11 protein-coding genes are annotated in these 15326 nt (G+C 66.9%); 10 read left to right on the top strand and 1 reads right to left on the bottom strand.

What is annotated here, in order from left to right; genetic code table 11:
• On the bottom strand, nucleotides 1-281 hold a 281-nt coding region (locus GTK09_RS16485; protein ID WP_163464501.1), incomplete at its 3' end, for a hypothetical protein.
• A 395-nt stretch (nucleotides 282-676) separates the two neighbouring features.
• On the opposite strand from GTK09_RS16485, the gene GTK09_RS16480 reads away from it, so the two are divergent.
• Genes GTK09_RS16480 through GTK09_RS16435 form a run of 10 tightly spaced genes read left to right on the top strand, consistent with a single transcriptional unit; the run spans nucleotide 677 to nucleotide 15324 of the window.
• The gene (locus GTK09_RS16480; protein WP_163464499.1) at nucleotides 677-2098 is read left to right on the top strand and encodes a nitroreductase family protein; all 1422 of its coding nucleotides are present in this window, start codon (nucleotides 677-679) and stop codon (nucleotides 2096-2098) included.
• 13 nt (nucleotides 2099-2111) lie between these two features.
• Nucleotides 2112-3353: an acyl-CoA dehydrogenase family protein gene (locus GTK09_RS16475; protein WP_163464497.1), complete on the top strand. Its 1242-nt coding sequence runs from the start codon at nucleotides 2112-2114 to the stop codon at nucleotides 3351-3353.
• Nucleotides 3350-4843: a class I adenylate-forming enzyme family protein gene (locus tag GTK09_RS16470; RefSeq protein ID WP_163464495.1), complete on the top strand. Its 1494-nt coding sequence runs from the start codon at nucleotides 3350-3352 to the stop codon at nucleotides 4841-4843. Before GTK09_RS16475 ends, GTK09_RS16470 begins: the two co-directional genes overlap by 4 nt.
• Nucleotides 4840-5130: a hypothetical protein gene (locus GTK09_RS16465; protein WP_163464494.1), complete on the top strand. Its 291-nt coding sequence runs from the start codon at nucleotides 4840-4842 to the stop codon at nucleotides 5128-5130. The genes GTK09_RS16470 and GTK09_RS16465 overlap by 4 nt, the downstream gene beginning before the upstream one ends.
• Nucleotides 5127-5987 carry a hypothetical protein gene (locus GTK09_RS16460; protein ID WP_163464491.1) on the top strand — a complete coding sequence of 287 codons (861 nt, stop codon included), beginning with the start codon at nucleotides 5127-5129 and terminating at the stop codon, nucleotides 5985-5987. Before GTK09_RS16465 ends, GTK09_RS16460 begins: the two co-directional genes overlap by 4 nt.
• Entirely contained in the window at nucleotides 5885-6697 is an 813-nt protein-coding gene (dapB, locus tag GTK09_RS16455; RefSeq protein ID WP_312869905.1) for a 4-hydroxy-tetrahydrodipicolinate reductase, read from the top strand. Before GTK09_RS16460 ends, dapB begins: the two co-directional genes overlap by 103 nt.
• The gene (locus GTK09_RS16450; protein WP_163464487.1) at nucleotides 6694-8592 is read left to right on the top strand and encodes a non-ribosomal peptide synthetase; all 1899 of its coding nucleotides are present in this window, start codon (nucleotides 6694-6696) and stop codon (nucleotides 8590-8592) included. Before dapB ends, GTK09_RS16450 begins: the two co-directional genes overlap by 4 nt.
• Before the next feature lie 4 nt (nucleotides 8593-8596).
• Entirely contained in the window at nucleotides 8597-14092 is a 5496-nt protein-coding gene (locus tag GTK09_RS16445; protein WP_163464485.1) for a type I polyketide synthase, read from the top strand.
• Complete coding sequence (locus tag GTK09_RS16440; protein ID WP_203561073.1) at nucleotides 14089-14988, top strand: 3-hydroxyacyl-CoA dehydrogenase family protein; 900 nt, start codon at nucleotides 14089-14091, stop codon at nucleotides 14986-14988. Before GTK09_RS16445 ends, GTK09_RS16440 begins: the two co-directional genes overlap by 4 nt.
• Nucleotides 14989-15033: 45 nt before the next feature.
• Nucleotides 15034-15324, top strand: a complete 291-nt coding sequence (locus GTK09_RS16435; protein ID WP_163464483.1) for an acyl carrier protein — start codon at nucleotides 15034-15036, stop codon at nucleotides 15322-15324.
• Nucleotides 15325-15326: the final 2 nt, after the last annotated feature.

Below are 15326 nucleotides of genomic sequence, written 5' to 3'. Positions count from 1 at the left end.
CCGGCGGTGCAGGCCAGGACGGCCTGCCCGGCCTCGACGAGCGCCCCGGCGGACCGCCGCGGATGGCCCCTCCCGGCCACGCGGAAAAGGCCCCACGCCACCACGACGGTCATCGCGACAGGCTGCGTGAGCGATTTCCGACCGCCGGCGAAGAGGCCCTCGCCGACGACGAACTGCTCGACGCGAAAGAACGCATCATCGACTGGTCGAAGACCGAAAAGCGGAATGCCCCACGCGATCCCGGCGCCGACGATCGCCGCCGAGCTCATCGAGTCGATCACACGCGGACACCTCGATCTACTTCGCCGACGGTTCTCCTCGCATCGTGAACCATAAAAATCTGCGGAACAGCCAATTCTCCCGGACCAACTCACTGTCTGGCGTTGGGCGGGCGCCCGACAGGCCGAACATCCGTGATCCGCGCGGCGTCCATCTGGCCCATGAGGCTGTGAAAGCCGCTACCCGCAAAACGCTAACAATTTCTAGATTGACTATTTTGGTTGTGCTCGTTTAAAGTGTATTTCGATTTATCTATCATCAAAAGTTGCATAGCTTCTCCATGTCAGAAAGCACCGGCGACTCCTCGCGAGAACCCAGCGCCCTCCAATTCTTCTGGACAAAGACACGCCTCCGCAATCAGCCCGCGAGCCTTCCCCGCAGTGATTGGCGGGCGGCCATGTTGAGCGATGAAGATCTCTTGGGCTTGCGAGCCCGGCTCTTCTCCCTTCTCGGCGACGCATGCGGCCAAACCGGGCAGGTCTTGCCGCGGATCGGTCTCGATCCGGTTTGCGGCCGGGCGGTGCCATCAGCCGGCGCGCTCTTCCCCTATGAACTCTACCTCGTCTTGCCGGCTGGCGAGACGACCCCCTCGACGAGCTACATTTCCGACGTCGACGCGAACGTGATGCGGGCGGTCGAGGCGCCGGACATCGGGGCTCTCGGTGCCGCCGCCGGCATTCCGGCTCCAACCGGGGCCTTGCTCTGCGCATTGGTCGTCGCCGTGGCGCGACCATGGCGCAGTATGCGAAAATACGGCGATCGCGGTTATCTCTACACATGCCTCGACGTTGCGCACGCCACGGCCTCGATTGCTGCGGCGGCCGAGGCGCAAAGGTTCGCGCCCACGATATTCCTGCGCATTCGCCGCAGGGCCCTGGCGCACGCCTTGGGACTGTCGGACCATTGCCGCGAGCCACAGGTCGTCCTGGCGTTGTCTGCCGACGCGGACGCGACGGATCGGGGCGGCAAGGGCGGAGCGTCGCAGCGCATGCCGAGCGTCTGCAACCTGCCCTTTTACCACGCGGAACCGACCGACGAATTCGAGCAGCGCGCCTGGGAAGGCCTGCGGGCGATCACCTGCTATCATCAGGACTTCCCGCCGCCGCAGGTCATTCGCCGGCACTCCTCCCTTGCCGGTCGATCGCCGGCGCCCGTCGGTGCCGATACGCGAGACTCCGAAACGCTTTGGCGCGGCCTCTTCGAAGCTGCTCCGCTTCGCTTCTCCGCACGCGGGTTTTTGCCCGAGCCCCTGTCGGTGGATGCCCTCGAGGGAGCCCTCCGCGATCTCGATGCCGACCTGCTTCTCGACTGCGCCGACTTCGATGCGCGATCCGGCGTCTCGCTCAGCCTCGCCGCACGCCGGATCGATGGCCTGGAACCCGGCATCTATCGCCTCGACCCAAGCGGCGCCATGAGCCGCGCCGTGGGCGGGTCAGACACCCCGGCATCCTTCTCCCTGGCCTGCATGAACCAATCGGTCGTCGAAAACGCCGCCGGCTTGGTGGTTCTGCATGCTCCGGTTCGCGAAGTCCTGGCGAGACGTGGACGCTCCGGCCTGTGCGAGTTGCATTTCCATGCCGGACAGGTCGCCCATAAGCTGTGCGTGGCGGCAGCGCGCCATGATTTCGGCATCACCTGCATCGGGGGCTTCGACGAACAGCTCATCGCGCAGGCGGTTTGGCTGCAATCGGAAGACGACGCGATCTACGTCATCGCCATCGGCAAGGCCGATCCGGAGGCCGTCAAGCTGGATCGCGCCGCGATCGCCTATGCCCACGGCGCAGCTCAATCCACCCTGCAATGGTCTCGCCTCTCCTGAAGGACCAGCCACGTTGAACACACGTTTTCTCGTTGAAAGTGCACAGAGCGGCGCCGAGACCGATGCCACCCGATTCCGTCTGAAAGGAATGCTCGGCGCAACGGAGTACGCTTCGATCGAGGCACTGTTCTCGCGGCTTGCACGCGAGGTCACGGCGGAGCGGCTCGCGGGGTTCCGGCGCGGGGACGGCGGATCGGTCACGCGGGAGGCGTTTTCCTTTCTCGGGGGTGTCGGCGCTCTGGGCGTCGGCGTCCCGGCCGATCGGGGCGGACACGGCCATGGTCTTACGGGCAGTCTCGCCGTGACGACGCTTCTGGCGGCATGCGACGAAGGTGGGCTGGTTCTCGGCGCCAACGTTCAGAGCGAGGTCGCCTGCAGCTGGCTACTGCGCGCCGAAGCGGACATCTGCGAGACGCATCTGCCGCGCCTCGTGTCCGGCCAATCCATCGCCTGCCAGTGCGACACGGACCCGTCGGCCGACGAGCCCACCCTTGCCGAAGTCGACGGCGACGAAATCGTGGTTACCGGCATCAAACACTACGTCGTCAACGGCGATCAGGCCGACCTTTGCTTCGTCGCCGCGCGCATGGGACCCTCGCCGGCGATCATCCTGATCGATAAGAGCCGGCCGGGTGTATCGGTCGAAAAGGTGTGGGACAAGCTCGGCACCCGCAGCATCGACTCTGCGAGCATTCGCTTCGATGCGGTTCGCGTGCCGAAATCCCATCTTCTGTCCCGTCACGGCCTTCGCCAGATGATCGTCTGGAACGAAGTCATGTCGCGCCTGCGGCTCTCGATCGCCGCGGCGGCGACGATTATCCATGGATGCGTTCTCGACGGCATCATGGCGCATGCGAGCGCGAGACGGCTTGGCGGCCGACCGCTGGCGGCCTGGCCGGTGAACCACCATGCGCTGAGCCAAGCGGCTGCGGACGAGCAGCTGATGATCGCCGGCGTCGCAGGCGCGGTCCGACGTCTCGGGCGTTCGCCCGACGTCGTGTCTCGGGTTGCGCAGCTCAAATGGTTCTGTGTCGAGCGCGCCTGCGACCTGGCGCGGCTCGCCTGCGATCTCGAAGGCGGTCGCGGCTACATGGCCGAAAGCCGATCGCTCGGCGCCTATAAAACCCTGCGCGGCATGCGCATGGCCGGCGGAAGCCAGACCACCATGCTGACCATCGCCAACCACACCCTCGCCAACCAGGCCGAAACGGAGCCACATACGAGACCCGCCGCTGTCGAGATGGAGATCGCATGAGCGCCTCGATCCACGACGTCTTCGCCGAAAGCTGCAAAAGGCACAGCAAGCGCACCGCGATCGTCGACATGGCCGGCGCGATCTCCTACGGTGACCTTCTCGACGCCGCTACGGCCCTCGGCGGCTTTCTGCGGACTTCGTTGCCGAAAGGATGCGACCGCGTCGCCATCCATGCGGAGAACTCCGCCAAGTATGTCGCCGGCTATTACGGCGCGCTGGCGGTGGGGCTCACGCCGTTCCTCCTCGATCCGGCCCTTGGTCGGCGCGATCTCGCGACGATCTCGCAGAGCTGTGGCGTCGGGCCGTTTCTCCACGACGCCAAGGGATCGGCGGCGCTCCGTGATGCCGAACGTCTCGGCGAGTTCGGTGGCCTGACACTTGGCCTCGTGGGCGGCGAGGTCGGAGGCGCCGCGATCCCCGCACTCGATCCCCGCACTGGCACCTGCCGCTTCACGTCCGGCACCACCGGGGCGCCGAAATGCCTCGAATTTTCCCACCTCGCCGTGACGAGCGCCGCCCGGAACTGGATCGAGGGAACCGGTCTTGCCGGCGATGATCGGGTCTTGTGTCTTGCGACCTTCGCCAATGGGCTCGCCTTCAACACCTCGCTTCTTGCAAGCTTCATCCAGGGCGCCGAGCTTCATCTCCATGAGGGGATGCCCACCTCGGCGCGCATTCGAGCGCGGGTCGAGGGCGCCAAGATCACCCGTTTGGTCGGCTTCCCCTTGCTCTACCAGATCCTCGGTGGCTCGTCCGAGGAAGCCCGCGGCGAAAGCAGTAATTCGAGGCTGGCCAGCCTGCGGGTCGCGATTTCGGCGGGCGCGCCCCTGGCGGCGGAGGTTCGGGCCCGATTCGAGGCAACCAGCGGGGTGCTGCTCGCCGACTATTACGGCATTGCAGAGGTCGGCCCCTGCACCTTCGCGCGAGAAGGTCACGATCGCGGCCTTGGCGGCGCTCTACCCGGCGTCGAGATCGAGGCGCCGGGGGCGGACGCCGAGCCGGGCGAAATCCGCGTACGCACGGCCTCGATGGCCACCCGCTATCTCAATGCGCCGGATGCGCTAGGCCAGCGTTTGAACCGCCGAGGCTTCTACAGGACCGGTGATCTCGGTCGCCTGGACGAGGGATGCCTGTTCGTCACCGGGCGGATCGAAGGGCCAATCAATCTCGCAGGACGAAAGGTCGACCCCGTCGAGATCGAGAGCTTCGCCCGGACCCTGCCCGGCGTCGAGGACGCCGCCGTCTTCGCCGATACCGACGCGGCGGGGGGAACCTTCATCCATCTCGCTGTCGCCGGATCATCGGCGTTATTGCCCCGCGCCATCCAGGACGCCTGTCGGCGTGAACTCACGCCCTACAAGGTTCCGGCTCGGGTCAGCCCGGTCCCCACAATTCCCCGATCCTCGTCTGGCAAGGCGCGCCAGACGCTCCTGCGCGAACTCATCGCCGCGGGACGCGACGACAAGTCTTCCAACACGGAGAATGCATGATGGCGGCCGTTCCCGACGAGCGTGACGCGTTGCGCGCGGAAATTGAAGAGATCGTCGAGATCGCGACCGGACGCGTCGTGACGGCGGAGGATCTGCGGCGAGCCGGGGGCGATCTGCAAGCCGCCGGCGTCAACTCGATCGGCCTGATCAACATCCTCGACGCGCTCGATCACCGCTATGCCGTCGTGGTCAGGCCCGAGGAGGACATCATCTTCCTGGAAAGCATCGATTCCATCGTCATCCGCGTGGCGATGGAGCGTTGCGGCGAAGAGACGGCCGCGCAATGACCGCCGATCCGCTCCCTTTCGGCGCGGCGATCGACGCCCTGGGCGACCGGGCGATGAGGGCCCGGCTCAGAAGTCTCTTCCCCGATCGTCCCGAAACCGAAATGGCCTTTGCCTCGGCGGGGACGATCGGCTTCGGCCTTTTCACGCCGAACGCCCAGTTCGATCCCGCAGTCGTTGCGCTGATCGGGGAGGAAACGCCCAGCGGAATCCGCGTATCCGGCCGAGTCATGACGAGCAATCGGCAAGCTGCGGCGACGATCGCGCCCGTGCGGATGGGCGAGCGGGTTCATCTTGCCCTGATTTCCCCGGACAGGGCGGCAGCCGACCCAAGCCACCTCGAGCACCCATCCGGGCCGGCCTATCTCGACTTCGACCGCCATCATCTGGGGGTCGGACGGTTATCGAGATCCTTGAACTGGCCGAAAGACGAAGCGGTGGTTGCGGCGCTCGATGCCTGGTCGGTCGCCACGGCCGGACTCGTCGCCACCAGCTGCGGGGCCGGTCTTCGAGAGCTTCGCCGCCGTCTCGCCGAGTGTCGAACACCGAATGGTGTGGCCAGCCAATCGCAACTCGTTTCCCATGACGTCACCAAGCTCGAGATCGAGATCTCGCTGCTCGGCGATGCGAGCGCTCACCCACGGTCCGAGCCATGGCTGCTTCTGTGTGCCGCGGCACGATGCCAGGAGCGCTTCGTCGGGCTCGTGGAGAGCCTCGAGCGCGAGCTCGGTTTCGCTTGGCACGATGACGGCACGCCATGGCCCACGCGCGCCGACCTCGGTCATATGGGCGGCCGCAGAATGATCGAGGGCGTCGACGCGCACAGGCGTGGCCTCGACGCCGCAGGGGGGCGGCCATGACGATCCCGGTGGTGATCTGTGGACGTGGCGGGCGAATGTCGCGCCTCATCAGCAAGGCCGTGCACGAGGCCGCTGGCATGCGGCTTTGCGGGTACTTGTCGCCGTCGGGACCCCATGGTCCGATCGACGGCGCGTCCGTCGCCGGCGAGCTCGCCGCCTTCGCCTTGCCCATCCCCGTCGTCGTCGATTTCACTCACCCTTCCCGGACCGCGCGGCTCGTCGAGGAAGCGGCGGAGACGCCCTGTTCGCTCGTCATCGGCACCAGCGGCCTCGACGATGGCCTGCTCGAGAGGATTGCCGCCGTGGCATGCCGGCGCGCCACACTCGTGGCTGCCAATTTCAGCGCCGGCATCGACGTCTTGCGTCGCACAGCGAGTGAGTTCGCCGCTTTACGAGACGGCCACTGGGACGCCTCCGTCCTCGATGTCCACTTCCGCGACAAAGCCGACACGCCCAGCGGGACGGCCAGGATGCTCGCGGAGGCCTGGAGCGCGGCGCGGACAAAAGACGCGCCGGAAATCGACATCGCCTCGCTGCGGCTCGGCAAGGGCGTCAGCGAACACCGGCTGATCTGTCATGGCGACGGCGAGGTCCTGGAACTCGTCCACAGGATTGAGAACCGCCGCGCCTTCATCGCGCCGATCCTCGCGGCAGTGCGCTTCGTCCACGAGGCCGAAGCGGGTCTCTACAGCTTGGAGGATCTTCGATGACGCCTCTGCTCGGCACCCCGATCTCGCAGACGCTCGGCGCGCTTCTTGCCGCGAGGGGGGCGGCTCTCGGCGACGCACGGGTCCTCGCGAGCCCCGACAGAGACGACATATCCTATCGGGCGCTCGATGAATTCACCCGGACAATCGGCGGCGACCTCAGGGCGCGCGGCATCGGTGCCGGTGATGTCGCGGCGATCTTGCTCGACAATGGCCCCGAGGCGGCGACGGCTTTCCTGTCGGTGTCGCGGGTCGCGATCTCCGCTCCACTCAACCCTGCACTGAAGACCGAGGAACTCGCCTATCTTCTCGACGACATGAACGCCCGCGCGGTGATCATCGAAGCGGGCCGCGATCATCCGGTCGTCGACCTCGCCCGCGCTCGCGGCATCGACGTTCTTTGCCTGAGTGCCGGCCATCAGGCCGGTGTCTTCTCCCTCGACGGCGGCAATGGGCCCGAGAGCGCCGATCCAATCGATGCCGCAGGGCCTTCGGACGCCTCGCTGATCCTCTATACCTCCGGCACGACCTCGCATCCCAAGCGCGTCGCTCTCAGCCACGCCAACCTGATCGCCGGCTCAGGCTTCGCCGCCAAGGCGATGGGCCTCGTGCCCGGCGAACTCTGTCTCAACGTGATGCCGCTCTATCACGCCCACGGCCTGACCAGCACGATCCTGGCGAGCATCGTCGGCGGTTCGGCGGTGATCTGCACCGGCGGGTTTTCGGCCGACACCGTCCTGCCCATGATGCGACGCTATCGACCAAGCTGGTTCAGCGCCGTTCCGGCCATGCATCAGGCGGTGGTCGGCATGGCGAGAACCGACCCAGACGCTCTCGGCGGCATCTCGCTCCGGGTCATCCGCTCGGCCTCCTCGCCGCTTCCCGCAGATCTCCTCGCCGAGATCGAAGCGACCTTCGGCGCGCCGGTCGTCGAGGCCTACGGCATGACCGAGGCGACGTCGCTCGTATCGGCCAACCCCCTGCCGCCGGGGCGGCGCAAGACGAATTCGGTCGGCATCAGCACCGGCTGCGCGATCGCCATTCTCGACGAGGCCGGACGGCATCTCGGCCCGGACGAGGACGGCGAGATCGCGATCAGCGGGCCGAACGTCTTCGACGGATACGGCAACGCGCCCGAGGCGAATGCCGCCGCATTCTCCGGCGGCTATTTCCGCACCGGCGATTTCGGCCGACGCGACGCCGATGGTTATCTTTACATACGCGGCCGCACCAAGGAACTCATCAATCGGGGAGGATCTAAGATCATCCCCGGCGAGATAGACACGGTGCTGCGACGCCACCCCGCGGTGGTGGAGGCAGCCGCATTCGCGCTCGCCCATCCGACCCTCGGTGAGGACGTCGCCGCCGCTCTCGTCCTCCGAGCCGGCGCGATTGTCTCGACCGCCGAGACTCAGGCATTCCTTCGCGAAAGGCTCGCCGACTTCAAGGTGCCTTCGCGGATCTTCGTGGTGGATGATCTGCCGAAAACGGCGACGGGCAAGGTGCGCCGCTCGGAACTGACGAAGCGCTTCGCGACGGCTCCCGCGTCGCAAGAGTACGCGCCTGCCGCCGTCGATGGGGCGGATCGTACCCACCTCGTCTCCCTTTGGACCGAGGTCTTGGGTCGGGAGCCTGGCTTTCGCGACAATTTCTTCCAGCTCGGCGGTAACTCGATCCTTCTCGCGCGCCTGCATTCCAGAATGGTCGAACGCTGGGGCCGGCCCGACAACATCATCACCCTGATCGACCATCCCACCATCGAAAGCCAGGCTGCGCTTCTGTTCGAGCCCGGTAAGACGCCACCCGCCACCCCCCAGGGGGCCAACGCGGTCACGAGGCGCAGGCTCCTGACCCGCAAGGCCGGCACCTTGCAGAATCTCGCAAGCCGCTCGCGGTGACGTCATGACCAGCGTTCCCAACGAAACCGGTCTTGAAATCGCGATTGTCGGCCTCGACTGTCGCTTTCCGGGCGCGCCCGACCCGCAATCATATCGCGCGGCCCTGGCCGAGGGGCGCGAGCTGGTTTCGCGCTTCGACGCTGAGACGTTGCGCGCAAGAGGCATTCCCGACGCCATCGCCGCAGATCCCGCCTATGTCCGCGCGCAAGGGGTGCTCGCCGACCACGACCTGTTCGATCCGGCGCCCTTCGCCATTAACCCCGCCGAGGCGGAGCTGATGGACCCTCAGATGCGGGTGCTGCTCGAATGCTCCGAGGCGGCGCTTCAGAATGCCGCCTGCGTGCCGGGGCCCGACACGCCATGCGGCGTCTTCGTCGGCGCCTACTACAACACTTATCGCGACATTGCGCTGCGCGCCGGGCTGATGGACCGCGACACCGACGCTTTCATCGCCAATCTCCTCAACGAAAAGGACTTCCTGGCCACGCAGATCGCCTATCGGCTCGATCTCGTCGGCCCGGCCGTCACCGTCCAGAGCGCTTGCTCAACCTCGCTGGTCGCGATCCATCTCGCTTCGCAGGCCCTCATTTCCGGCGAATGCGACGTCGCGCTTGCCGGGGGCGCGACCGTGCGCCCAGAGCAGATCGTCGGTTATCGCTTTCAGACCGGCGGCATCTATGCGCCCGACGGGGTGACCCGGACCTTCGATGCCGCAGCCGCCGGAACCGTGCCGGGCAACGGCGCCGGCGTTCTGGTCCTGAAGCGTCTCGCCGACGCCATCGCCGACAAGAGCCGGATCCGAGCGGTGATCCGCGGCACCGCGATCGGCAATGACGGCGCCAGACGCATCGGCTACACCGCGCCGGCAGCGATCGGTCAGGCGCGCATCGTCGCCGCGGCGCTTGCGGCTTCGGAAATCGACCCGCGCACGATCGGCTATGTGGAGGCCCACGGCAGCGGCAAGCCGATCGGCGATCCGATCGAGATCGAAGGGCTGACGCGCGCCTACGGCGCCCGCGCCGCACACGATCGCGCGATCGGGGTCGGCTCGGTGAAGACCAATATCGGCCACACCCATGCCGCGGCCGGGGTCGCTGGGGTGATCAAGACGATCTTCGCCCTCGAGGATGGCTGGCTTCCGCCGAGCCTCAACTATGCGACCCCCAACCCACGCATCGATTTCGCATCGAGCCCGTTCGAGGTGGTGCGTGAGGGGCGCCTCTGGGAGACGCGCGACGCGCCGCGACGCGCCGGCGTCAGTTCGTTCGGCATGGGGGGAACCGGCGCCCATGCGATCCTCGAACAGGCGCCGACTCCGGCGGAGCGCCCGGACATGCGGTCGCGCGCCCGGCTTTTCCTGCTCTCGGCAGCGAGCGAAACCGCCCTTGGCAATGGCGCGGCGAAGCTCGCGGACACTTTCGCCGTCGCAGATGCGCCACGCCTCGACGACGCGACCCTGACCCTGACCCTGACGTCAGGACGGCGCGAGCGCGACCATCGCATGGCCGTCGTCGCAGAGACCCACGAGCAGGTCGCCGCCGCCTTCGCCGGCAAGGCGGCGGAAAACGTCGTCTTGGGCGATGGCAGTCATGCCGATGGTCTCGATTTCCTGCTGCCCGGCCTCGGCGATCATCGGCCGGGCATGGTTCACGGACTTTATCGTCGGGAACCCGTCTTCCGCGATGCGCTGACGCGATGCTGCACGATCCTGAAGGAGGATCACGGCCTCGATCTTCTCGGACCGCTCACCGAAGCCCCGAGCCGGAGCAGCGCCACGAACGAAATCGACTTGCGCCGTATGCTTGGCCGGGGGCCGAAACCCGAGGACGGTGCCGGGCCTCTGGCCGATACCGCGGCGGCGCAGCCGGCGGTCTTCGCGGTGGAATTCGCGCTGGCCGAATTGTGGCGTGCGTTCGGGATCGTCGCAGACCGGATGCTCGGCTACAGCCTGGGCGAATATGTCGCCGCCTGTCTTGCCGAAGTGATGGATCTGAAATCCGCCCTGTCGGTCGTCGCGCTTCGCGCCAGGGCGATTTCGGCGCTGCCGCCCGGCGCAATGCTCGCGGTGGGTTCGGGCGAAGACATGGTGCGCGCACTCATGCCGCAAGCCGTGTCGCTTGCCGCGGTCAATGGTCCCAACCAATGCGTCGTCGCCGGCGATGTGGCCCATCTGTCGGCCTTCGCCGCCGATCTGTCCAAGCGGGGCGTTCAATCGCGGCGGGTCGAGACGTCGCATGCCTTCCACACCGAGGCGCTGCGCCCGGCCGCCGCCCCCCTAGTGCGCGCGCTCGAAAAAATCACACTTTCCCCTCCCAAAGTCCCCTATCTGTCGAATGTCACCGGCAACTGGATAACGCCGGACGAGGCGACCGACCCGGCATACTGGGTCCGCCACATGTGCGAACCGGTTCGCTTTGGCGATGGGGCCGCCAAGCTTCTTGCCCGGTCCGGCCGCACCGTTCTCGAAATCGGACCGGGGCAATCGACGGCGAGCCTTTTCGTCCAGTCGACAATCGCCGGCCCCCATCGCGGGTCGGTCGTCTCCACCCTGCCCTCTGCTTACGAGCCACGCGGCGACCACGCCGGTTTTCTCAGGGCCGCAGGGCGGCTCTGGTGCGCAGGCTTCAAGCTCGATCCGGCGGCCTTCGCCGAAGCGGGGGCACGAAAGGCAGCACTCCCCGGCTACGCCTATGATCGGCAGCGCTATTGGTTGGCTGCCGGATCCGGCGGCTCGACGGCGCCCTCCTCCCTCGCCACTCGGCAACAGGGCGCGCGGCGCAACGACGTCGCCGACTGGTTCACCGTCGGCGGTTGGCGCAGCCTTCCCCATTCGAAGGGCGTGATCACCAGCGGGTCGAACGGCGGCGAGCGCTGGCTCGTCATCGGATCGGGCGCCGGCATGGCTGAGATGTTGGAGGCTCGGTTCGCCGCCCTCGCCGACGGTCCCGGGGCGCCGACCGCCTGTTTCGTCCCCTTTGCCGATCTCTCCAATCATGACGGCGCGATCGACGTCGCCGCGCTGGCGTTGCATGTCGCCGATGTCGCGCCGAGCCATGTTGTCTGCCTTGCCTGTTTGGACAGAGAAGGTCTCGCCGGAGAGATGGCGAACCTCGATCACGCGCGCCGGACCGGCTTCGACCTCCTCTTGGCGCTGTCGAAGGTGTTCGCGGACCGCTCCACGGATGAGCGCGTCGAGATCATCGTCGCCACACCCGGCGCCTGGCACATCGGCGACGAGACGGCCTTGCCGGCCTATGCCATCGTTCTCGGGGCCGCGCGCACCATGCGGCACGAGCAGACGAACATCTGCGCCCGCGTCGTCGATCTTCTTTGGGACATCCCGGCCGGCTCGCCCGAGCGCCGCAGGATCCCGGACCATGCCGCCGTGGGCACGGCCGATGCCTTCCTTGCCGAGATACGCCAGCCGGAGCGCCCGGATCTCGTCGCCCTGCGCGCAAACCGCGCCTGGGGTGAGGATCACCAGGCGCTCAGGGCGGCTTCACCACCTCCGAAGGACCGCCATCCCGGTGTCCACCTCGTGACCGGCGGCGGCGCGCTCGGCCTGCGCCTCGCCGCGCATCTGAGCGCCACAGGCGCCGCAGCCGTCGTGCTGGTCGTTCGTTCCGGCAAACGCGGCCCCGCACACGACGCCCGCGCGGCGGCGCTCGAGAAACTTCGGGCAGGCCCGGCGGAGGTCGTCGTCGAAATCGCCGACGTGGCCGACGGCCCGGCCATGGCGGCCGTGGCGGCGCGAATCATGGCGCGCTTCGGTCGTTTGGACGAGGTCTTCCACACTGCCGGCGTCGCCGGCGGTGGGCTGATGCAATTGAAGGACCCGGCCGACGCGTTCAGGGTCATGCGACCGAAATGCGAAGGCGCCCTTGTTCTGATCGAAGCCGTTCGGCCGCTCAAGCCGCGAACGGTGATGCTGTTCTCGTCGTCGATCGCGCTCACGGGTGCCGCCGGCCAAGCCGACTATGCTGCCGCGAACCTCTATCAGGACGCGCTCGCGGCAGCGATGGACGGTTGCGACGGGATGCGGGTGGTCTCGGTCAACTGGGACGCCTGGCGCGACATCGGCATGGCGCATCGAAATCTCTCCGGTTCTGCCGAGGCGGAAGAGATCGACGACCATCCCCTGCTAACGCGCATGCGGCAGGTAGGCAGCGTGCGCGTCTACGAGGCGGAAATCCGCGAGAGCGATTGGTTGGTCGACGAGCACCGGATGAGTTCCCACCCGGTCGTCGCTGGTACCGTCCATATCGAGCTGATCCGCGCGGCCGTGACCCATTCGCTGACGGGGGCCTGCGGCGACGGCCGCGATCCGATCGAAATCGCCGAGCTCGTCTTCGTCAGTCCGGCCGTGGTTCCCGCGGGCGGCGGGCTTGCACTCTCGGTCATGCTGACGCCGCGAGCCGGCGGCGGCTTCGACGTGCAATCGGCCTCGCGCCCCCTCGGCGAGGCGGATGCGCCGCTGCGCCTTCATGCCCGCGCCCGCGCAGGCCGGACCGATACACCCCCGCCGGCTGCGAGGCCGATCGCCGATCTCCTCGACGACGTGGCGTTCCGGGATATTGGTGCCCCGGAGCATCGCGGTCCGATGGGATACGGGCCCCGTTCGCACTGTCTTCGTCGGATCCATGCGAAAGACCACGAGGCGATCGCCGAGATCGCGCTGCCCGCCCTCTTCAGCACGGCGTCTGACGCTCTGCCGCTGCATCCCTCGATGATGGACATCGCCGCAGCCTTCGTCGGTCTTCATCTCGCCCGCCGCTTCCGCATTCCGATCGCCTATGGTGCCTTGCGCATCTACGGTCCGCTCGAAGGCACGATCTACAGTCACCATCGCTTCGACACGAACGATGCCGAGGAGACGACCACCGCGGCGGTGACGATCCGCGCGGCCGATGGTCGGGCGCTCGCCGTGATCGACGGTTTCGTCCTGAAGCGGATCGACGATGTCGGCACCCACATGCGCACGCTTCTTGACGGAACCTCGCGCGAAATTGCGACCATCGCGCCGCCCGAAGGCGCAAGGTCGACGCCGCTGCCTCTGGCCGATCATCTGGCCCTCGGCATCGGACCCGAGGAAGGGATGGACGCGATCGACCGGCTCCTGGCCTCGACCGCGGGCAGCAACATCGCCGTGACGACGCGCAGCCTCGATGCGATCCGTGCCGATCTCGAATCCGGCGCGGCTAGGACGCCGCCGACGAAGAAGCCCGCCGCCGCCAAGCGCCGGCTTCCGGTTCCGTTCGTCCCGCCGCGCAGCCCGACCGAAATCGCGGTCGCCGACCTGTGGCGCGACGTCCTCAGCTTAGATGAAGTCGGCGTTCACGACGGCTTTTTCGAACTCGGCGGCCACTCGCTCCTCGGACTTTCCCTCGCCGCGCGCCTCAAGGAACGGCTTGGAATCGAGATCCCACTGGGGGCGCTGTTCCGCGCCCTCACCGTGGAGCGGCTCGCCCAAATCATCGACGGTACGGAGACGACGCCATGAGACCAAGCCAAGCGCAGGACGAGACCGCTTGCGCGCAGGACACCATCGATCTGAGACGGTTCGGCGTCATCGGCGCCGGCATCATGGGATGCGGCGTCGCCCAGGCGATCGCGCGGGCCGGCAGTCCAGTCGAGCTCATCGACCTCGACGACGATCGGCTTCAGGCCGCGCAACGGACGCTGCGCTCGAATATTCGCCAGCAGAAGTTCTTCGATCGCTCGGCCCCGCCCGTCGATGACCAACTCGCCTTGATCCGGATGACGACCTGCTATGATGGACTTGCCGAGGTCGATTTCGTCGTCGAGAACGTGACCGAGGAATGGGACGCCAAGGCCGGAGTCTACGCGCGACTAGACGCCGTCTGCAAACCGGAATGCGTCTACGCCGCGAACACCTCGGCAATCTCCATCACCCGAATCGGCGCGGCGACGAAGCGACGGGACCGCGTCGTCGGCATGCACTTCATGAATCCCGTGGCGATGAAGCCGACCGTCGAGGTGATCCGTGGCCATCATACCAGCGCACGCACGCTCGACGCCGCCGCAGCATTTCTGAAGTCGATCGGCAAAGCGGGCGTCGTCGTGGAAGACATGCCCGGCTTCGTTTCCAACCGGGTCCTGATGCTGACCATCAACGAGGCGGTGTTTCTGGTCCAGGACGGGGTGGCAGCGGCGGCCGAGGTCGATCGCATCTTTCGCGAGTGTTTCGGTCATCCGATGGGGCCCTTGGAGACGGCGGATCTGATTGGCATCGACACGATCCTGAAGTCCCTCGAGCGGCTCTACGAAGCCTATTGGGACACGAAATTCCGACCCGCGCCGCTATTACGAAAGATGGTCGACGCCGGCCTTCATGGCCGCAAATCCGGCGCCGGCTTCCATTCCTACGCGTCCTGACCCCCAGCCCGGCGCGCCGCCCATTCGACTCGAGAAGGACGAACCATGTCGCAAGCTCTGGCAGGCTCCGCTGCCGAAACCACTCCCATTCGTGCGCACACCCGTCAGTTCCTGGCGCGGCACGTGGGCGATACCATGCCCTCCGATTCAGACGATCTGTTCAAGGCGGGCTACGTCAACTCGCTCTTCCTCATGCAGCTGGTCACCTTCGTCGAGACCCGTTTTGCCGTCACCGTCGAGGACGACGACCTCAAGATCGAGAATTTCCGGTCGGTGGAGGCAATCTGCGAATTCGTCGCCGGCAAGGATTGGGCGCTCCAATCCGCCGAGGCCTGAGC

It is taken from the genome of Jiella pacifica (assembly GCF_010500815.1).
GTDB classification, from domain to species: Bacteria; Pseudomonadota; Alphaproteobacteria; order Rhizobiales; family Rhizobiaceae; genus Jiella; species Jiella pacifica.
The sequence above is the reverse complement of the archived record's forward strand: the minus strand, read 5'-3'. Positions and strand labels throughout refer to the sequence as shown.

What these genes read in the sequence shown, in the direction of transcription:
- GTK09_RS16480 (WP_163464499.1), top strand. Translation starts at nt 677, where the DNA reads ATGTTGAGCGATGAAGATCTCTTGGGCTTGCGAGCCCGGCTCTTCTCC.
- GTK09_RS16440 (WP_203561073.1), top strand. Translation starts at nt 14,089, where the DNA reads ATGAGACCAAGCCAAGCGCAGGACGAGACCGCTTGCGCGCAGGACACC.
- GTK09_RS16465 (WP_163464494.1), top strand. Translation starts at nt 4,840, where the DNA reads ATGATGGCGGCCGTTCCCGACGAGCGTGACGCGTTGCGCGCGGAAATT.
- GTK09_RS16470 (WP_163464495.1), top strand. Translation starts at nt 3,350, where the DNA reads ATGAGCGCCTCGATCCACGACGTCTTCGCCGAAAGCTGCAAAAGGCAC.
- GTK09_RS16460 (WP_163464491.1), top strand. Translation starts at nt 5,127, where the DNA reads ATGACCGCCGATCCGCTCCCTTTCGGCGCGGCGATCGACGCCCTGGGC.
- GTK09_RS16435 (WP_163464483.1), top strand. Translation starts at nt 15,034, where the DNA reads ATGTCGCAAGCTCTGGCAGGCTCCGCTGCCGAAACCACTCCCATTCGT.
- GTK09_RS16450 (WP_163464487.1), top strand. Translation starts at nt 6,694, where the DNA reads ATGACGCCTCTGCTCGGCACCCCGATCTCGCAGACGCTCGGCGCGCTT.
- GTK09_RS16445 (WP_163464485.1), top strand. Translation starts at nt 8,597, where the DNA reads ATGACCAGCGTTCCCAACGAAACCGGTCTTGAAATCGCGATTGTCGGC.
- dapB (WP_312869905.1), top strand. Translation starts at nt 5,885, where the DNA reads ATGGCCCACGCGCGCCGACCTCGGTCATATGGGCGGCCGCAGAATGAT.